Source organism: Gluconobacter sp. GP1, assembly GCF_032913585.1.
Taxonomy (GTDB): Bacteria; Pseudomonadota; Alphaproteobacteria; order Acetobacterales; family Acetobacteraceae; genus Gluconobacter; species Gluconobacter cerinus.
The window spans coordinates 373,119-392,309 of sequence record NZ_JASGXC010000001.1 but is presented as its reverse complement, the minus strand read 5'-3'; the positions used below and the strand labels follow the sequence as shown (position 1 = coordinate 392,309).

19 protein-coding genes and 2 tRNA genes are annotated in these 19,191 nt (G+C 54.3%); 11 read left to right on the top strand and 10 right to left on the bottom strand.

The annotated features are described in order from the left end of the window. Window positions 1-850 (bottom strand): succinylglutamate desuccinylase/aspartoacylase family protein (locus R5H23_RS01920; RefSeq protein ID WP_317214135.1); only part of this gene is annotated, 850 nt, incomplete at its 3' end. A gap of 161 nt (window positions 851-1,011) precedes the next feature. Beyond that, a complete protein-coding gene (gene argE / locus R5H23_RS01915; RefSeq protein WP_317214133.1) occupies window positions 1,012-2,187 on the bottom strand; it encodes an acetylornithine deacetylase in 1,176 nt (391 codons plus the stop codon). A gap of 169 nt (window positions 2,188-2,356) precedes the next feature. On the opposite strand from argE, the gene R5H23_RS01910 reads away from it, so the two are divergent. Further along, window positions 2,357-3,553 (top strand): glycosyltransferase family 4 protein, encoded by a 1,197-nt coding sequence (locus R5H23_RS01910; protein WP_317214132.1) that lies wholly within the window; start codon window positions 2,357-2,359, stop codon window positions 3,551-3,553. Next, entirely contained in the window at window positions 3,550-4,617 is a 1,068-nt protein-coding gene (locus tag R5H23_RS01905; RefSeq protein ID WP_317214130.1) for a glycosyltransferase family 4 protein, read from the top strand. Before R5H23_RS01910 ends, R5H23_RS01905 begins: the two co-directional genes overlap by 4 nt. On the opposite strand, the gene R5H23_RS01900 is transcribed toward R5H23_RS01905, so the two are convergent. Beyond that, on the bottom strand, window positions 4,614-5,852 hold the full coding sequence (locus R5H23_RS01900; protein WP_064272880.1) for a DEAD/DEAH box helicase: 1,239 nt from the start codon (window positions 5,850-5,852) through the stop codon (window positions 4,614-4,616). The two genes, R5H23_RS01905 and R5H23_RS01900, sit on opposite strands and share 4 nt — an antisense overlap. On the opposite strand from R5H23_RS01900, the gene R5H23_RS01895 reads away from it, so the two are divergent. The 3 genes from R5H23_RS01895 (at window position 5,836) to R5H23_RS01885 (ending at window position 9,808) form a co-directional block, all read left to right on the top strand. Continuing rightward, the gene (locus R5H23_RS01895) at window positions 5,836-6,768 is read left to right on the top strand and encodes a mitochondrial fission ELM1 family protein (RefSeq protein ID WP_317214125.1); all 933 of its coding nucleotides are present in this window, start codon (window positions 5,836-5,838) and stop codon (window positions 6,766-6,768) included. The two genes, R5H23_RS01900 and R5H23_RS01895, sit on opposite strands and share 17 nt — an antisense overlap. Before the next feature lie 11 nt (window positions 6,769-6,779). Then, a complete protein-coding gene (locus R5H23_RS01890) occupies window positions 6,780-8,654 on the top strand; it encodes a hypothetical protein (protein WP_317214123.1) in 1,875 nt (624 codons plus the stop codon). Window positions 8,655-8,851: 197 nt separating this feature from the next. Beyond that, window positions 8,852-9,808, top strand: a complete 957-nt coding sequence (locus R5H23_RS01885) for a glycosyltransferase family 2 protein (RefSeq protein ID WP_046901626.1) — start codon at window positions 8,852-8,854, stop codon at window positions 9,806-9,808. A 67-nt stretch (window positions 9,809-9,875) separates the two neighbouring features. Here the strand turns inward: R5H23_RS01885 and R5H23_RS01880 are convergent, their stop codons facing one another. Then, complete coding sequence (locus tag R5H23_RS01880) at window positions 9,876-11,015, bottom strand: acyltransferase (RefSeq protein WP_317214120.1); 1,140 nt, start codon at window positions 11,013-11,015, stop codon at window positions 9,876-9,878. A gap of 122 nt (window positions 11,016-11,137) precedes the next feature. Between R5H23_RS01880 and R5H23_RS01875 the strand changes: the two genes are divergently transcribed. After that, window positions 11,138-11,212 (top strand) — tRNA-Val (locus R5H23_RS01875). Between the two features lie 120 nt (window positions 11,213-11,332). Here R5H23_RS01875 and R5H23_RS01870 read toward each other — a convergent pair. From R5H23_RS01870 to R5H23_RS01850, 5 genes are all read right to left on the bottom strand, one after another. Then, window positions 11,333-12,250 (bottom strand): NAD(P)-dependent oxidoreductase, encoded by a 918-nt coding sequence (locus R5H23_RS01870; RefSeq protein ID WP_317214118.1) that lies wholly within the window; start codon window positions 12,248-12,250, stop codon window positions 11,333-11,335. Between the two features lie 17 nt (window positions 12,251-12,267). Continuing rightward, window positions 12,268-12,657 (bottom strand): cupin domain-containing protein, encoded by a 390-nt coding sequence (locus R5H23_RS01865; protein ID WP_317214116.1) that lies wholly within the window; start codon window positions 12,655-12,657, stop codon window positions 12,268-12,270. A 32-nt stretch (window positions 12,658-12,689) separates the two neighbouring features. Next, window positions 12,690-13,232: an Rrf2 family transcriptional regulator gene (locus R5H23_RS01860; protein ID WP_317214114.1), complete on the bottom strand. Its 543-nt coding sequence runs from the start codon at window positions 13,230-13,232 to the stop codon at window positions 12,690-12,692. Window positions 13,233-13,774: 542 nt separating this feature from the next. Next, window positions 13,775-13,960 (bottom strand): hypothetical protein, encoded by a 186-nt coding sequence (locus R5H23_RS01855; RefSeq protein ID WP_099212555.1) that lies wholly within the window; start codon window positions 13,958-13,960, stop codon window positions 13,775-13,777. A gap of 139 nt (window positions 13,961-14,099) precedes the next feature. Then, window positions 14,100-14,342 (bottom strand): hypothetical protein, encoded by a 243-nt coding sequence (locus R5H23_RS01850; protein WP_099212554.1) that lies wholly within the window; start codon window positions 14,340-14,342, stop codon window positions 14,100-14,102. Between the two features lie 105 nt (window positions 14,343-14,447). Between R5H23_RS01850 and R5H23_RS01845 the strand changes: the two genes are divergently transcribed. Further along, window positions 14,448-14,684 carry a hypothetical protein gene (locus R5H23_RS01845; protein ID WP_317214111.1) on the top strand — a complete coding sequence of 79 codons (237 nt, stop codon included), beginning with the start codon at window positions 14,448-14,450 and terminating at the stop codon, window positions 14,682-14,684. A 298-nt stretch (window positions 14,685-14,982) separates the two neighbouring features. Here R5H23_RS01845 and ruvX read toward each other — a convergent pair whose 3' ends face one another. Then, window positions 14,983-15,468 (bottom strand): Holliday junction resolvase RuvX, encoded by a 486-nt coding sequence (gene ruvX / locus R5H23_RS01840; RefSeq protein ID WP_211496788.1) that lies wholly within the window; start codon window positions 15,466-15,468, stop codon window positions 14,983-14,985. Between the two features lie 67 nt (window positions 15,469-15,535). On the opposite strand from ruvX, the gene gatC reads away from it, so the two are divergent. The 4 genes from gatC (at window position 15,536) to R5H23_RS01820 (ending at window position 18,948) form a co-directional block, all read left to right on the top strand. After that, window positions 15,536-15,823 (top strand): Asp-tRNA(Asn)/Glu-tRNA(Gln) amidotransferase subunit GatC, encoded by a 288-nt coding sequence (gatC, locus tag R5H23_RS01835; RefSeq protein WP_317214108.1) that lies wholly within the window; start codon window positions 15,536-15,538, stop codon window positions 15,821-15,823. After that, window positions 15,823-17,310 (top strand): Asp-tRNA(Asn)/Glu-tRNA(Gln) amidotransferase subunit GatA, encoded by a 1,488-nt coding sequence (gatA, locus tag R5H23_RS01830; RefSeq protein WP_317214106.1) that lies wholly within the window; start codon window positions 15,823-15,825, stop codon window positions 17,308-17,310. The genes gatC and gatA overlap by 1 nt, the downstream gene beginning before the upstream one ends. Further along, on the top strand, window positions 17,307-18,764 hold the full coding sequence (gatB, locus tag R5H23_RS01825; RefSeq protein WP_211496790.1) for an Asp-tRNA(Asn)/Glu-tRNA(Gln) amidotransferase subunit GatB: 1,458 nt from the start codon (window positions 17,307-17,309) through the stop codon (window positions 18,762-18,764). The genes gatA and gatB overlap by 4 nt, the downstream gene beginning before the upstream one ends. 92 nt (window positions 18,765-18,856) lie before the next feature. Further along, window positions 18,857-18,948: transfer RNA gene (locus R5H23_RS01820), tRNA-Ser, on the top strand. The last annotated feature ends 243 nt before the right edge of the window (window positions 18,949-19,191 follow it).

Below are 19,191 nucleotides of genomic sequence, written 5' to 3'. Positions count from 1 at the left end.
CCCCCACCGCAAGCTGCCCCTGCTTGGGGCGAAGGTTTGGCACGATGAGCAGACAGTCATCGTAGGGCGTGCAGATAGCGTCATGGCCATCCCGGGCAATCACAGTTCCTGCTCTTGGGATGCAGGTGTTTCCAACCCAAGGCTCAACAAAACTAAACTCTGCACTTTTTGCCGTGACATTATCCGTCACGACAGCAAGCCTCACTGGCTGCGTTTTATCCTGAGCCCCCCCCTGTAGATGCACATTCAGGGCTTCAGCCAGAAAACGACGGCTGACTTTCTCCATGACATCAACGGTCTGTGGCTCCCAATGCAGCCCGGCTTCCAGCAGACAGGATCGCCCGGTACCGCCGACGGCCATAAAGCGCGCATGTTCAATCAGGCGAGAACCGCCATGATGCCCAAGATCTGTCAGGACCAGCGTCGGTAATCCAGCTTCTGAGGCTAAGGCGCAGGCGAGATCACTGGACCGCCGCCTGGGCGGGACAATGAAAAGCGGATTGGACGGCCAGAGTGTCGAGTGAAGGTCCAACAACAGATCCGCACGCTCGATGAACGGGCGAAGCTCACGTGCGCGCTCCAGTTCATTGGACTGCTCATCACTGTTCAGACGTGATGGATGCCAAAGTCGGTTGAGATCCTCATCTCTGTAGCGAGAAGCCATCGGAGCGGAGCGATCAAAGCGATCGAAAGCCTTCAGATTGGCAAGAATCAGCGTCACCCGTCCTATTGCAGGAACAGGCGTAGTACGTCGCAATCTCTCCAGGGCATGGCCACCAGCGTACTCATTTCCATGCACCATGCCGGTAATCACGACATCCGGGCCATTTCGACCGGAGTCAAAAACCATGACACCGGGAACTCCAGATGCGGGACTAATCCAGGCCGAAAGATCTGGTGGATCAAGACAAACGGTCAGTGGAAAAGGCGGACGGCCGCTTCCGGGCAGGTCTTCAGTCAGGCGCGGCTGACGAAGCCGGATCGGATGGTGCCTCTGTCCTGCCTTACAACTCATGCCGCCCCGCTTACTCTCCGTGCAAAATCCCGAATGACTGTTTCACAGCGTTCAAGCTGTTCCTTCGCAATAAACTCGTCCGGACGATGAGCCTGAGCAATATCTCCCGGACCACAGACAATACTCTCCATGGCACCACGCTGGTAGATCCCAGCCTCGGTTCCATAAGACACTTTTCCCGTCGTGTTGCTGCCAGTGATCTGACACGTCAGTTCTGTGAGGAGATGGTCAGCGGCCAAGGCAAGGGGAGGCAGGTCCACCAACAGCAGGTACCTGATGCCTCCACCGGGGTTATCTTCTCTCAGACTTTCATCCAGCGGGGAGAGGGCCTCACGTAACTTCTCAAACTCTACGGAGCCTTCATCGCCGGGAACATTCCGCCACTCAACATCGAATTCAGCCTGCTCAGGAATGATATTGAGGATACTGCCACCAGATGCGAGGCCAACCTGCATGGTTGTATAAGGCGGCACAAACCCGTCAACACGACGCCCCTCGATTGAAAGCCGGTCAGCTTCATCAGCACAAATGGCGATGGCTCGCCCCATGGCATGCAAGGCATTTTTCCCGCCTTGAGGCAGGGACGAATGCCCAGGCTTTCCAACCAGCCGGACGCGAACAGCGAAACGCCCTTTATGAGCGATTACGGGCGTCATCATGGTAGGCTCTCCCACCATGCACAGGGCAGGAAGCGAGTGCGCCTGCTTTATGTCCTCAATCAGGTGTCGTGCACCATCACAGGTAATTTCTTCGTCGCAGGTAAAAAGCAGATGGATGGGCTTAGGGAGATCCATAGCCTTGAAATCGGGCACTGCGGCCAACATGCAGGCGACGTAGCCCTTCATGTCTGCGGCGCCGCGCCCATAGAGGCGGCCGTTCTCTTCCCTGAGAACAAAAGGATCCGAGGACCAGTCCTGACCGTCAACCGGAACACAATCCACATGCCCGGCGAATGCCATTCCCCCAGCTTTTTCTGGACCGATAACGGCATGCAGGTTCCACTTCCCGTCATCTCCACCCGAATACCGGGTAAACGAGACATCATGGGCAGCCAGATAGCCTTCGATCCATTCGATAATCGAAAGATTTGAATGGCGGCTGGTCGTATCAAACGAAACCAATGCCGCAAGAATCGTCTCTACCCGAGGAGGAATGGTGCGTGGATCGGTCATGGATTGTAGTGTAAGCACGTTCCTGGCCAGTCGCCATAGAGCTTGTAACGGCTTTATGATGCTGATGCTCAAGGCAGGAAACATGTTGTAAAGAAGCAGGCGTGACGGCAGCTGATTTTAAACTGAAACAGATTTTTCTCCGTACGAAACACGCCTTGAAGGACATGCCGTGAGCCACCCTGATCTTTCTGTTGCTCACAGGATCTGGCAAAAACTGCCTCAGGAACCGAGACGACGGTTTTTTGCATGGGTAACAGCCCTCGTCGCGCCCAGCATCAGCAAGACTTATCCATCCCGTGCTTCCGGCATTATTGTGGCTGGAGAACTGAGCCGCAGTTCAGGATTGGGCGAAGGGGCTCGTCTGATGGTGAAGGCTCTGCGCAAACTGAACATTCCCTGTGCGGCCTGGGATATAGACACCCGGCGACTTGAGGGGGATGCAGTCGGGGCAGGCGCACCTCTTGTCATTCACGTCAATGCGCCAATGCTCCCCTCTGTCCTTCTTAGAATGCCGCGCTCTCTTCGGAACGGCCGGAAAGTGATCGGCTATTGGGCATGGGAATTGCCCATCATTCCAAAAACATGGACATACGCTCGGCGATATGTTCATGAAATCTGGGTGCCGTCCCGCTTTACCGCTGATGCGATCGCGCCCCTCAATGTCCCGGTTCGCGTGGTGGAACACCCTGTTGGCCTTGCGGGTCAAAAACCCTCTCAGAAAGACCGGGCGGCATTCAACCTGCCAGATGATGCCCTCATTGTTCTTGTTTCGTTTAATCTTGCGTCCAGCATGGTTCGGAAGAATCCCATCGATACCATTCGGGCCTTTCGTGAGGCGTTCGGCATCCGTCCTGACCGGATTTTACTGCTGAAGATTGGCCATACAGAGAACTACCCAGACGATATGGCCGCCATTCAGGCAGCCATCGGCGGGGCTCCTAATATTCGCCTCGATACAGCGCATTACAGCAGCGAAGACATGCTGGCGCTCATGGCTTGTGCTGATATCGTTCTTTCCCTTCACAGGAGCGAAGGGTTCGGACTGGTTGTGGCGGAAGCCATGGCGCTGGGGCGCTGCGTTGTCGCCACGGACTGGTCTGCAACGGCGGAGTTCATGGATACTTCATGCGGGCTTCCTGTCGCTTACAGTCTCTCTCCCGCCCGGGATCCACGGGGGGTTCTCGACATGCCGCAAACCAGCTGGGCCAACCCTGACGTTCAATCCGCAGCACAGGCATTACAAGAAGCCGCTGATAATCCCGCTCTTCGGGAACGCCTGGGAAATGCCGCCATGAAGCGTGTGGAGGATCGGCTGAACGGCCAGAGCCTTTTGCAAGCGGTACAGGCGTCAGGAGTTCAGGGGTGAAAGCCAGGAAAGTTTTTGTCTGGCAGTGGGGGAAACGGGGTGCGGGGCCGCGAATCGCGGTGGACCTTGCCAATGGGCTTGGTGCACTTCCCCGAACCAGTGTTCAGCTCTCGCTTTCAGACCAAGCGGAAATCCTTCATAGCCATCACGCTCCTGCGAATGTCCTGACATTCAGGACGTATCGCTCTGCGTTCGGGTTGTTCTGCAAATTCCTGCAGGCACCGGTGATTATCACACGTCTTTTCATGGCCATTCTGAGCAACAGGCCCGATATCGCCATCTGTGCAATGCCAGGGCCGCTTGATGTTCTCATGGCACATGCTCTGCGGCGGGCCGGGGTGCCGGTCATCACGATCATTCATGATGCCCGTGCCCATCCGGGAGACGGCTACCCGTTACAGATGTTTCTTCAACGCATTCTGATCAGGCAGTCATCCAGTCTGGTCACCTTTAGCCAGCACGTCGCCAAAACACTGTCAGGCGATGCATCGTGTCAGGGAAAGAGGATCCTCTCGCTTTCCCATCCACCATTTATCGGGACGAACGCCGCTCCGCCTTTCAGCCATCAGGGGAAACCCAAGCTGCTGATGTTTGGACGTCTTCTGCCCTATAAGGGACTGGACCTGTTGGCTGCGGCACTTCCGCAGGTTGATATTCCTATCGAATGTCGCGTTATCGGGCAGGGACCCGCTAGCCCTGAACTTGCCGAACTTCAGAAAATCAACGGAGTTCAGGTCGAAAATCGGTGGGTTCCAGAAAATGAGCTGTCACAGCTAATTGGCTGGGCGGACGTATTGCTGCTTCCATATCGGGAAGCGTCCCAAAGTGGCGTGGGCGCAATGGCCGCAGCAGGAGGGCGTTATATCGTCGCGACGAATGTGGGTGGCCTCACGGAGCAGTTCGCTGACAATTCACAGGCGGTCCTGTGTGAGCCGGAGCCGGCGGCTATCGCACAGGCGATCACCAGCCTGCTGAAGAACCCTCCACCAATCTTCCCAGTTCCTGACAGCACACTGGCCTGGCAGGAACTGGGGAGAAATATTCTGGACCGCTATCTCCCTTAAGTGTCGAGTGCGTCTTCTGTTGCGATACGAATGCGATAGCCAATGTGCTTTTCAATATCACGCAGGAACAGACGCTCATCACTGTTGATGAGAGAGAACGCAGCGCCCTTCTTGCCGGCACGAGCCGTCCGGCCAATGCGGTGAACATAGGATTCAGGCGTTTCCGGCATGTCCATGTTGATGACAAGATCAACATCGGAGATATCCAACCCGCGTGAGGCGATATCCGTGGTCACCAACACAGGCACGCGACCCTGTCTAAACAGGTCCAAAGCCTTGTTTCGTGCGCCCTGTGTCCGATCACCGTGCAGGGTTTCCGCCCTGATGTCATGACGGCGAAGCACTTTCGCCATCAGATCGACATTCACCTTTGTTCGGGCAAAGACCATGCTGCGGCCCGGAAACCTCTCCAGAATACGTGCGACAGTTTCAGGCTTGTCGTCTTTTTCCACAAACATCGCGCGCTGGCGAATTTTCTTTGGCGTGAAGGTTTCAGCAGCAACATCTACGCGTACCGGATCACGCGTTACACGCTTGGCCAGAGCCATGACCGGCTCCGGCAACGTAGCAGAGCAGAAGACGGTTTGCGGCGGCACATCGGGGAAATAGGGTGTCAGTGCCGTCATGCTTTCGGAGAAGTCTTCATCCAGAAGGCGATCAGCCTCATCCAGCACGAGGTAGGTCAAATACTCCAGAACCAGTTCACCCTGCATCACCAGGTCCAGCAGTCGCCCATGCGTGGCCACAATAATGTCAACGCCATCGCGTATCGTGCGCAGTTGCTGATCACGTGGTGTTCCGCCACAGATCACACGCGTTTTTAAAGACAGGCGACGCCCTAACTGACGGCAGACTGCCGCAGTCTGCGCAGCCAGTTCCCGTGTGGGTTCAAGAATTAAAGCGCGTGGGCCCGGCGCAGCTTCCCCTTCATTCAGCTTCTGCAGCATGGGGAGAACGAAAGCAGCAGTTTTGCCACTTCCTGTCTGGGATGCGACAAGCACATCGCGCCCGGCCAGAAGCGGCGGGATGGCCTGAGACTGGATCGCGCTCGGGCGTTTGTGCCCAACCTGCTCCAGCGTGGCCAGAAGAGGGGGGATCAGTCCAAACTCGGCAAAACCGTCAGAATTGGAAATGGAAGGTGTTTCAGGCATCGTCATATCCGCTTCTTGCCAAATTTCTTCCGTTTCGGGAAATAGCGTCTTTTTTCGGAGTCCAACCATGAAGGCCACGATCATCGCCGAAGACTTCGCCGGGATGCGTGCGCAAGGTGCCGGTCTCGCGGAGAAAGCAGGAATGGACTGGGACTTTCAACCCGTTCTGATCCGTAAACCTTGGAACCATATTCCGGCCCGATACTGGCCGTCTCCTTTAAAGCGCATTGCCCCCATCACCATAGCGCCTGACACAAAACTGATCATCAGTATTGGTGGAACGGGAGGCATTGCAGGGGCAGCAGTTGCCAAACGGGAAGGGTTGCCCGTGGTGCAGATTCAAAATCCCCGAACTGACCTCACAAAATTTAATCTTATTGTTGCCAACAGTCACGACGGCATTAATGGCCCGAATGTTTTGATCTCTCGCAATGCATTGCACCCCGTCACGCCCCAGAAGCTGGATTATGCCCGTGCCTTATGGGCTGATCGTCTGAAACATGACGAGCGGCCTTTGCTTGCCATTCTGGTCGGCGGCACAAACGGGCGCTTTTCTCTTGGGGCGGCGGAAGCAGTCAAAATGGCAGAAGGACTGATCGCTTTCGTGAACCGGAATGGAATGCAGGCTGTCCTGACCCCCTCACGCCGGACGGACCCAGCCGCTCTTGCCGTGCTGAGGGAAAAGCTTGTTCCAGCCGGTATCCGCATTCTTGAAGGGCAGGGAGATAACAATCCTTATTTCGGGATGCTCGCCTGCGCAGACATGATTGCCGTGACTACAGACAGTGTTTCCATGATTTCTGAAGCTGCCGCTACGACTGCACCGGTGATGGTTCTTCCGCTTCCGGGCAAGTCAGCGCGCATTGGTAGGTTTGTGCAAACCCTTGAGGAAGCGGGGCGCGTCCGGATATTCAACCCGAGCTTGACATCATGGTCTGTCCAGCCGCTTGACGACACCCCCACTGTGGCGAGAGAAATGCGCCGACGACTGAAGCTCTGAAAGGGCCCTCTATGCTCGATATCCGCACTTTCGGTCCACAGGGTGGAAACGTGCTCTACAAGGCGCTGGCCCACCCGCTAGCAGCCGAGGCGCTGACGCGCATGGAGAAGGCTTTCGCCGGGCAGACAATCGTCATTTACGACCCCGAAGACACCGTCCGAACGCTGGTTGCCCTTTATCCGGGACTGAAGCCTTCTGTCGTGCTGGTTCATGATACCGAGCAGGTTGGCCAACCCGACGGCTTTGGTGGGGTGAAGCAAGCCCTTTTGGAACTGCCCGGCACTGAGGCCAGTATCATTCTGGCGCTCTCGTTCGATGACGCGAAGATGCGCGGTCGTCTGGGCAAGCTTCTGGATGGGCGCACATTGCACACTCTCGCCCCGGCACGCCTGCCCGATGTTATGATCGTCCGTGGTCGCCCCTATCTCGACAAGCTCAATTTCGCGACAAATTTTGCTTTTTTCCGGGATGACGATCAGTTTTCCACGCGGATCGTGACGGCCAACTACTGGTCCAATTATGGCTCGCAGGATCTGCGTTACTGGCTACGTCTTTATGACCAGTCCGGGCAGGTCATCGCCCAGTGGGAGCAGCCTGTTACCCAGTCCGGTGCAGGCATCACGATTGATAGCGCCCAAATACGTGAACGTTTCAGCCTGCCGCCGTTTATGGGCCAGCTTTTCATTCATGTGATCGGCGCGCGCGGGCATGACGTCGTCAAGTACGCGCTGGATGTCTGGGGCAGAAACGGTGACCCAAGCCTGTCCGTCACGCATGACGCCAATGCGTGGCCATCTGTCCGTTATGCCACGCTACCGGCTCCGGAAGCAGATGAGACCCTTACCGTCTGGGTCCAGAACAGCCATGCCACCACGATCCCGGCGGGAGGCATTACCTTTAACCCCATGGGTGTGGAAGAACATCGTGGCGTTGATCGGGCGATCGGCCCGTTTGAGACCATCGCAGTCAATGTTGGAAAAATCTTTCCCGAACTCGCATGGCCTGCCCAGCTCGAAATGCGCGCAGGACGTCATCTGGTGCGCCCGCGCTATGAAATAACGCAGCGTGGACGCACACGCATTGCACACCTGAATGTCGAGCGGGACAATATCCGCCCGGACCAAGCCATCAGAAATTTCGCACCATCGCTAGGTCGAGGCTTTCTGCTGCCTTTTCCCATTCTGGACCCTGCAAAATTTGAAAGCTTTATCCAACCAAACCCCATGTCCGAGGCACTGGAAACGCTTCCTGTCCGGCTGGATATTTTCGATGATGCCGGCCAGCCGGTAGGCTCCCACTTCCTTGGCAATCTTCCGCGCAGCCACTCAACAGCCATCGCCTTGCATGAGCTGACAGACCGGCCAGGGCATGCAGATCTGGTATATGACTTCCGAGACGGAGGGGAAGCTGATGGCTGGCTTCATGCGCTCATGCGCTATCGCAACCGTGAAACCGATCATGCGGCGGAAACCAGCTTTGGAGCGCACATCTTTAACACGCTCATGACATGGCGTTCCGAGCCGCAATCCTACTCTGGTCCACCGCCGGGCCTGACAACGCGTCTCTTCCTGAAGCTTGGCCATGATCATCTGCGTAGTTTTTGTTGCCTGATCCATCCCGCCTCAATTGAGGGAACGGATGAATCCGAAACGGTTCTGCTGCTTCATGCCGCTGACGGCACCCTGGTGGCCGAGACGGGTATCCGCATCCAGCCATCAGGCTCCTACATGGTTCGTCCCCATGAGCTTTTTGAGAGCGCCCATCTGGAGCGAGCCGGTGTCGGTGGATATATCCTGATCCGCGATCTCACATGCCGCCTGTTCGGGTACCATGGCCTTGAAAACGGGGAAGGTGGCTTCTCCCTCGATCATATGTTCGGCTTCTAAACCTTTCAGGCCTCTTGTTGAGGAATGGGTTACTGCCCTTTCTTCAACAGAAAGTGCGGCAGTTTTCGCTAGCTGACGAAACCATGTCCGTCCGCAGTGAATCCACGAGCTTCCATCGGCCTTTGAATTTTACGCAGAATAAATTTATACTTCTGTAAGACGACATTTCACACATTCTGAATATTGGTCCCATCTCAATGCTTTCCAACGCGCATCTCTCTTCTTCTCGCACGGTTGTTCTTGTGCCCTGCTATAATGAAGAGGTGACCATTCAGAAGGTTGTGCAGGATTTTCGTGCAGCACTGCCGAGCGCAGATATTTACGTTTACGATAACAACTCGACAGATCGCACAAAGGAAGTCGCCAAAGCTGCGGGAGCAATTGTCCGTACGGAGCGGATGAAAGGGAAGGGACACGTTATCCGCCGGATGTTCGCGGATATTGAGGCAGACTATTATATTCTGGTTGATGGTGATGCCACCTATGAGGCGGCGGCGGCACCCGGCATGCTTCATGCTGCCATGTCAGAAGGTCTGGACATGGTAAACGGTGCACGCGTAACAGACCGCGAGGCCGCCTATCGCCGCGGACATGTGTTGGGCAACAAGGTACTCACAGGACTGGTAACGCTCGTCTTCGGCCGGCGCCTCAGTGACATGCTCTCCGGATATCGCGTATTTTCCCGGCGCTTCGTAAAGTCTTTCCCGGCTCTTTCTGCCGGCTTTGAGACCGAGACCGAATTCACGGTCCATGCCCTCGAACTCGGCATGCCGATTGGGGAAATTCCAACGGCTTATATCGAGCGACCGCCCGGTTCAGCATCCAAGCTGCGCACCTACTCAGACGGACTGCTAATCCTGAGAACCATCATCAATCTGGTGAAGCAGGAACGCCCGTTGATGTTCTTTGCAGCGCTCTCACTATTTTTTACCCTTGTCGGTCTGATCCTCGGGATCCCTGTCGTGGTGACGTACCTCAACACAGGGCTCGTCCCACGCCTTCCTACAGCGCTCCTTGCCACAGGCAGTATGATCCTTGCGGCACTCTCGCTGGTTTGCGGCCTGATCCTGGACAGCATCACACTGGGTCGACGCGAGTTGAAGCGCATGCATTACCTGTCACTAGCCGCGCCTCCCTTGCTGGAAGAACAATAAAAATAGCGTTCTGAGACAGCTCACTGCGCGCGTTCCGAAAAAAATCATCTGAAACAGAGGCGGACTATTAGCATCCCACTTCCGGCTGAACCGAACTTGTCACTCGGCTTTTTTGATAGATCCGGGACGTCAACGCTCGATCAAGAAACTTGGTGATGGGCTTGGTAAAGAGCCGCGAGACAGCTTCGCCCAGCCCCCAGATCATGATCAGGCAGACTGGATAGACAATCCATCCATTGCTTTGCGGCCAATGATTATGCCTCCAGATCCGAACAGCAGCCATGACAACAAACATGTGGGTGAGATAGACCTCATATGACAGTTGCCCCATTCTACGGATCCACCAACTCCATCGACCACCTTCAAATGAACGCCAGCCACAGGCCAAAACCAGCATGGCAATGCCTCCATAAAGGACGGCAAACCAGCCGTCAGACAGCAGATGCCACCAGGATGGCGGACCAAACATCTCTGACAGCATCATCAGCAAACCAACGCCCCCCATCGCAACAGGCCAGCTTCCGTTAGGACGATACCGCGCTGCCACGATTGCCATGAGAACACCCAGCGCAATGGTCCCCAAACCGGTCAGGGTGGCCTGCTCTCGCCAGATTTCATTGCCCTGAAGCGTTGCCTGATACACGGGTGCCGTTACAGCCAGCAGGAGGAGAACGCCCACACGCAACCACACATTCAATCGGCAGAGGAACGGGAACAGCAGATAGAAAAGCTCTTCAATCGACAGGGACCAAAGGATCGTCCAGCCTGCAACACTCCAACCATGCCGGGCCTGCCACACGTTAAAATACAGCCCGAAAGCTGCCATTGCCGCACCTAGGAAGCTCTGACCCGGCTTTGAGAAGCGATAATCCTCGAAGCCGATATAGTCGAGCACTCCGAGAACACTTACAAGCAACACGAGGCAGGGAAGGATACGAATGGCGCGATGAATGAGGAACCTGACCGGCTGTATCCGATCCAAAGCCCCGAAGGTCTGCGTAATTCTGGACGCAATCAGAAAGCCGGACAAGACGAAGAAAATGCTGACAGCTTCACCGCCATTATAGTTCAGGCCCACCAGGAACCAACGCGGCAGAAAGCTGGCCAACCCCGTATGAGAGAGGGGAATGCGTATTCCAATGTGATTACTGATCACAAAAAGAATTGCTGCTCCTCGCAGACAATCCAAAGCTGCATTCCGTTTCATTGTCGCTCCCAGTCAGACAAAATGTTTCTGACGGCGCAATGAGTTCAAACAAAGGCGATGACGTGGCCAAAAAATCGTCTTGTCAGACTGTATCGCCACTGTTAAAAGCCCGCTCAACGAATGGGCGCGTAGCTCAGCGGTAGAGCACTGCCTTCACACGGCAGGGGTCACAGGTTCAATCCCTGTCGCGCCCACCATTCGAACTCCTTGAAAATACTCAACATTATTCGCGACACTTGAGCGAATGGCCTGCATCGTTCTATTGGCTGGCCCATCTTCTTACCAAACCGGCGCGGATAAATACCGTACCCTCATATTCAAATATGCGGAGTACTGAGCCACGGGGCTTTTCGTGGACTAAACCCGAGCGCAGCCATAGCCTTACGATTGCAGGCGCCTGTCAGGCTATTCTGGTAATAGACGCTTTCTTCGCCCATCAGCAGAACAGCGTCCTTTTCAGTCATGCACGGCGGCACCGGTGCCCCGACCCATCGCGCATACGCCTTCAGCCATTTCCCGAACTGGAGAGGCTGACTATCAACGATATTGTAAACGCCAGGCTTGGCTGTAAGTGCTGATACAGTTGCCTGTGCCGCATCATCTACATGAACAAAAGAGAATGTGCTGGTGCCGGTACCAACCAGTGAAACCTCACCACGGGCGAGATGCGCACTAAATGCACCATCTGGCCAGTACCACGTCCCTGGGCCGTAGAAAAAACCGTATCTCAGCGTGATACCTTCCATTGTGGGAGCGCTCCTGACGCGCGCTTCCAGAGTTGCATACATACGCGCGCTTTCCCCGATATTCCCCGGCGCGCTAATCCTCAGAGAAGAGGCTTCTGTCGCCAGGTCATGACCAGCGTCCAGATAAAAGCCGCAAGACTGCTGTATGTAGCGCTTTACGCCATATGTTTGCGCCGCATCGAAAAGATTGGCGCCACCTTCAAGGCGGAGTTTTCGATCGATCGGAAGATGCTTTGGAAGATCAAAAGGACTTGCCGGGAGAGACGTAAGTTCATCAATCACGACGTCAGGGCGGAGCTTCTCGATTATTGCAAAAAGTGCCTCCCTATTGAGAGCATCAGCTTTGACCGCATGAGCTCCCAACATCTCGATAGCCGTCAGGCTTTCCGCCCGATGAGCCATCCCCCAGATGTCATGTCCAGCCTCTTTGAGGCGCGCAATCAAGCAGCGCCCCAGCGCTCCGCTCGCACCGGCGACAAAAATTTTCATAGCGAATATCCCGTAACTCAGTGCTCAGGAAAGACGAAGGGGGCGGCTTTGTCCTTGACGAAAAACGCAATGAATTTAGCCGGTTCGGTCTGACTGGCATTCCGCCCTACAACATGCACATCGTTGGGGCCTTCAAAAAAGGTTTGCCCCTCTTTCAAAGTGACTGGCTGCCCACCCTTAACCTGCATGATGACGCTGCCCTTAAGAATATAAACGAAGACAGATGCGTTATGCCTGTGGATCGGATCTGAATCTCCTGGCCCGTAGTCCACTGTAACCATGGCCCCTTCCTTTCCTGAAAGACCTAGCAGTTCGTGACTCATCAAAGGTGTGACTGTTGTCGCTGCATGAAGGGAGGAGGCCCAGATGCCAGCAGTTAAAACTGCCAGGACAGTAAATTTACGCACGGGATATTTCCTTTTTTGTTAGCTGAAACCGCTCAAGCACTGTCCGAACGACGTCTCTGCCGGACCTTGTTCGTTCTTCGGGTCTGAACACGCTCATCCAGCCAGGTCTGTGCCTCTCCAAGAAAAGGCGAGGGCGCCTTGTCACGAACTGATTTGGCCAAATCGGCGAGGGACGTTTGGGCTAACTCCCGACGCATCGCCTTTTCAGCTCGCAGCATGACTGCATGAATTCCGCATACCCCCTGCGTCGCCCATCCAGGTGGGTTCTCGTCAAAGAGGGCGCAGCGTCCGCGGATTTCCTGACAATTAAAGAGGCGCTTTTCACCATCCACTGCGTCAACAATGGCCAAAACAGTGATCTCGTCGGCAGTTTTTGCCAACGTGTAGCCACCCTTCAACCCTTCAGCAGCATTGAGGAGACCAGCCTTTTCCAGCTTGGGCAAAAGCTTCGCAACAAATGCTGCCGGAATATTTTGAAGCTCCGCCAGATCGAGACTGCTGACAGGCTCAGGATTGTCGACAAGCCACAGGAGGCTGTGCAGGACGTATTCAGTGCTAGCGCCGTAAAATGACATACGCAGACCATATCTATCCGCGTTTTGATTCGCAAGATTTTCTTAAGTCTAAAATCCTAGAATTTTTTAGATTGTAATATGCTTGGGGAGAGGGGAAGAAGTATCACGAAGCCGTGAGAAAATGAGGCTTATTAGCCTTACCAGAAAAAATATTTTGTCTATTGGTTCACGTGGAAGCATCTCATAAATACTGTGAAACAGCGCATTTCTCTTTCTCCCGTCGAAACAGCCAAAAGAAATTTTACTTTATGATTTTCGTTTTATCTGTGATTTGGGCCGCCAATTTTGGTCTCTGGATAACCTATAAATATATTATGAGTCTTCTGGGCGGCCCTTACCCAGATCCGAACAGACCGAAAAAACCTGTCATTTTCGGTTTTCTATTTTTAACCCTCTGCATACCAGCTATTCTTCTGCTTATATTTATTGCAGTCGCTGGAGACTATATGATGATTAGAGGTCTATTTTAAATTTTTAGGTAAAAATACTCGAAAACATAAAAACAAATCTTTACTCACAGAAGATAAGGTTTCTGCGAGGACTTATCGGACCAGGGAAGCAAGTCCATCAATTTTATCAGCAAGTGCAGCAATCATATGCTTGATATCATCAGGAGTTGAAGATTTATCAGCTGCGATGTTCAGGCGCTCCGCATCGCTTTGCAGTTCACTCATCAGTTCGTGGATTTCTGATCCGATACCGTCTTCGTCGTTATCATTCCGCTGCATGACGTAACCCTCAGGTTTGTAAGGCACTAACGCGCGTTAGCAAGAGATGCCCAGTGACGGCTCTAGGAGCGGCCGTACAACAAAGAAAAGGGCCGCGCTACACAAAGCAGCGCGGCCGCAGCCCCTTCAGGAGAGATGCTTATTCTCCGTCGGTGGCTTCATCTTCTTCTTCGCCGTCGTCGAAATACACTTCTTCAACGGTGATCACCAATGAGTCATTCTCGCTCAGCAGATCGGCGACAGCGTTTGCTTCGTCCTCATCTTCATAGAGCTCTGAGTCGCCCGGATCAGAAACCCACTTTTCTGTGGGGTTCCAGAATTCGTCGTCTCCGTTTTCGAGTTCACGGCGAATTAGGTAGCCAGCAATTTCTTCATCAGCCATTTTAGGGCCCTCCTGTGAGGAGAAAAGCTTATTTGAAAACAGTATCAATTGCCACAGCCCGAAAAACAGGATAATTTTGGTCCAAATTAAGGAAGGACCGAATTCATGTCTGACCCTTCATTGATAAAAGATGCGTTGAATGAGCGGATAAGCATTTCCCTTCATGCGGCAATGCTCGAAGTCTGTACGCGACATTCAGATCTGATGATTCTCCAAGAAAAGCGCCAAATACAAGTCAATTTTTCATGGAAAGAATCATCACAAAATATAATTCCAACGATAAATATTTCCGCAGAAATAACTAAGATAAAAAATATTTGCCGAGAAGAAAAACCATTATGATATGGATATTATTTTATTGACTATAAAACTTTATTTTTAATCATTATGAAGATAAAACTCTATCTGCACAGTAAAATAATTTTCTCGCCTCGGACGAGGCAATATCGTACTGTTTGACTATGACCGACCAAAGAAACATCGATGATACCGAAGACGAAATTGCTCTTGAAGCGACGGAGGAGGGAGAATCTCTGCTCTCCACCATTATGCTTCCGGTTTGCATTTTTGTTGGGATTGCCATTCTGGTACTTCTGGTTGGTCTAAATTTCATATAACTCAGACCAACCAGAGACATTTTTCACAAAAATGTCTTTTCAGAGCTACCCTTCGTCGCATCAAGCCAGCCTTGCAGCATATAGGCGGCCGCCATTTTATCGACGACTTCAGCGCGTCGCCCACGCGTCATATCAGCGTCCTGAATAAGGAAGCGGTTGACCGCACTGGATGAGAGCCGCTCATCCCAAAGACACGCAGGAATACCCAACCGCTCGGAAAGAGCTGTTGTCCAGTCCGACGCTGCGCGTGCTGCGGGACCAAAAGATCCATCCAATGACAGGGGTAGACCGACCACCAGCGCCCCAACGTTCTGGCGCTTTGTAATCTCTGCCAACTCCTTGGCATTTTCCCCCAATTTCCGCCGTTTTAATCCCATAAATGGCGATGCGAGCATGAGAGAAACGTCTGTCAGGGCGACGCCGATCGTCTTCGATCCAGGGTCCAGCCCAAGGATACGCTGATCAGTTTGAAGAACATTACGGAGGTCTTGTGGATTGAACAGGGACATAACCCGGCGTTATGATCTGTCTGACGGCTGAAAAGCTACCATAATTTCCTCTTTTTCAGGAATGTTCATGTCGCTCGACGCGAAAACAGTCACGCGCATCGCCAGATTGGCGAGGATTGGTCTCGAACCGGAGGAGGTAGACTCTCTCGGAAAGGACATGGGTTCCATCATTGATTGGGTGGAACAGCTTAACGAAGTGGACGTCACAGATGTCCCTCCCATGATTGGCACAGGCCTCGCCACGCCACGCCTGCGGGAAGACCGCGTCACGGACGGCAATCGCCGCGATGACGTGCTGTCAAACGCTCCGGACCGTGAAGGTCCGTTCTACACGGTTCCAAAGGTGGTCGAATAATGTCCGGCATGCACGATTTTACGCTGGCTTCCGCCCGGGATGCCCTCAAGTCTCGCAAGATTTCCGCGGTTGAACTGACGAACGCCCACCTGGATGCCATCGAGCGTCTGGATGGTCGCCTCAACAGTTTCATTACCCGTACGCCCGATCAGGCTCGCGTAGCAGCCCAGGCTGCGGACGACGTTCTGGCGAAAGGTGAGGGCGGCGCACTGATCGGCATTCCGCTCGGCATCAAGGATTTGTTCTGCACGAACGGCGTCCGCACGACGGCGGCCAGCAAGATTCTTGGCAATTTTGTCCCGCCTTACGAAAGCACGGTGACGTCCAACCTTCTGCGTGACGGCGCCGTGTTCCTTGGCAAGCTGAACCTCGATGAATTCGCTATGGGGTCCGCCAATCTGAACTCAGCCTTTGGCCCGGTAGAAAACCCCTGGAAGCGCAATGGTTCTGACGCCAAGCTGGTTCCAGGCGGTTCTTCCGGTGGTTCTGCCGCTGCCGTAGCCGCAGGTCTGGTGCTGGGCGCAACCGGTACGGATACGGGTGGCTCCATTCGCCAGCCGGCCGCCTTCACCGGCATTGCTGGCATCAAGCCGACCTACGGCCGTTGCTCCCGTTTCGGCACGATCGCTTTCGCAAGCTCGCTGGATCAGGCTGGCCCGATGGCCCGCAACCTTCAGGATTGCGCAATCCTGCTGGAATCCATGGCTGGGTTCGACGAGCGGGATTCCACAAGCGTCAACACCCCTGTTCCGAATTACGAAGCGGCCCTGACGCGAGGTGTCAAAGGCCTGCGCGTTGGTATTCCCAAGGAATATCATGCCCCGGGCATGCCAGCCGAGATCGAGGCACTCTGGCAGCAGGGTATCAACTGGCTGAAGGCCGCAGGCGCAGAAGTGGTGGAAGTGTCTCTTCCACACACGAAGTACGGCCTTCCAACTTACTACATCGCAGCTCTCGCAGAGGCATCTTCAAACCTTGCCCGCTATGACGGCGTGCGTTTCGGCGAACGTGTGAAGGGGGATTCCCTTGATGCACTGTACGAAGCCACCCGTGCCGCTGGCTTTGGCGAAGAAGTGAAGCGCCGTATTCTAATCGGAACACATGTTCTGTCGTCGGGTTATTACGATGCCTATTATCTACGCGCGCAGAAGGTCCGCACACTGATCCAGCGGGACTTCCTGAATGCCTTCGAGAAGGTAGATTTCCTTCTGACGCCAACGGCACCGTCCAGTGCCTTCGCTCAGGACGAAAAGCCGACAGATCCGGTGCAGATGTACCTGAATGACATCTTCACTGTTCCAGCCAGCATGGCAGGCGTTCCTGCGCTCTCTGTCCCGGCTGGTCTGGACGCACAGGGTGTTCCGCTCGGCCTTCAGCTCATTGGCAAGTTCTTTGACGAAGAAACACTGATCGCAGCAGGACACGTCATCGAACAGGCTGCGTCCTTCACCCACAGACCCGCCATCCATGCAGGAGTGTCGGCATGAGCTATCGTATCACCGGCAATACCGGCGAATGGGAAATTGTCGTCGGGCTGGAAGTTCATGCCCAGGTCATCAGCCAAGCGAAGTTGTTTTCTGGCGCCTCCGCCTCTTACGGCGGCGAGCCAAATACGCATGTCAGCCTGATTGACGCGGGTTTCCCAGGCATGCTCCCGGTTCTGAACCAGGAATGCGTTGCGCAGGCAGTGCGTACCGGCCTTGGCCTAAACGCGCAGATCAATCTTTTCAGCCGCTTTGATCGCAAGAACTACTTCTATGCCGATCTCCCCACTGGCTATCAGATCAGCCAGTTTGCTCATCCCATCGTGGGTGAGGGCAAGGTACTGGTTGATCTTGCGGATGGAAGCACACGTGAAATCGGCGTGACGCGACTTCATCTGGAACAGGATGCAGGCAAGTCCATCCATGATCAGGACCCAACGCGTTCCTTCATTGACCTGAACCGTGCGGGCGTCGCCCTCATGGAAATCGTCAGTGAGCCGGACATCCGCTCACCGGAAGAAGCCGGAGCCTATCTGCGGAAGCTCCGTCAGATCCTACGTTATATCGATACCTGCGATGGCAACATGGAAGAAGGTTCCATGCGCGCTGACGTCAACGTGTCTGTGCGCAAGCCGGGCGAGGAGGGATATCGGACCCGCTGCGAGATCAAGAACGTCAACTCGATCCGCTATGTCATGCAGTCAATTGAAGTAGAAGCACAGCGCCAGATCGAGATCTGGGAAGCTGGCGGCGAAGTCGATCAGGAAACGCGCCTGTTCGATCATGTCCGCAGCGAAACACGCTCGCTTCGGTCCAAGGAGGATGCGCATGATTACCGCTACTTCCCGGACCCGGATCTTCTTCCGCTCATCATCGAGCAGTCTTGGGTTGACGAACTAGAAGCTGCTCTTCCCGAACTGCCAGAAGCCAAGCGGGACCGCCTGGAGCGCGAATACGGCGTCAGTCGCTATGAAGCGAGTGTCCTGACCGCAGAGCAAGCTGTTGCAGACTTCTACGAGACCGTTGCAAAGGGTGCCGATGCGCGCCTTGCCACCAACTGGATGCTCGGAGACTTCTTTGCTGCCCTGAACCGCACTGGTCGCTCAATTGAAGACAGTCCGGTCAGTGCAGAAGGGCTTCGTGAGCTGTTAAGCCTGATTTCGGATTCGACGATTAACGGCAAGATTGCGAAGGAAGTCCTTGAAGACATGGTAGAAACCGGCGAATCGGCTTCTACCATTGTTGAGCGGAAAGGTCTTCGTCAGGTAACGGACACAGGAGCCATCGAAAGCTCCATCCGCGACATCCTGGCAGCAAATGCGGATAAGGTTGCTGAATTCAAATCCGGCAAGGACAAGCTTTTCGGCTTCTTTGTTGGCCAGACGATGAAGGCCATGAAGGGTAAAGGGAACCCGGCTCTGGTGAATGAAACCTTGAAAAAGCTTCTTTCCGAATGAGATAAAAAAATTGTTCTTAAGGGGTTTGACGGCGAGGCCGTTCCCCCTTAAGAACGCCTTCACGAACGCAGTATAAAAACTGCTTTCCACGCGGAGGGGTGGCCGAGAGGCTGAAGGCGGCGGATTGCTAATCCGTTATACGATGTAAGTCGTATCGTGGGTTCGAATCCCATCCCCTCCGCCATTTTTCAAAAATACCAATGAAATCAGTCAGTTATGACCACATGTCGGTAGTAGTCCACTACCATGCTGGTAGCATCCCATCGGTAGTCCTTCCATGACCAAGAAGGCTCTACAAGATGATGATATGCACGGCTTGAGGCGGACAGGTGGCCTCACATGGTCTGCTCGACTGTCTATTCCGCGTGATCGCTGGTCGGATGCCGGGAAGGCTTTCGGGACCACATCAGGCATTAAACAGGAAGTT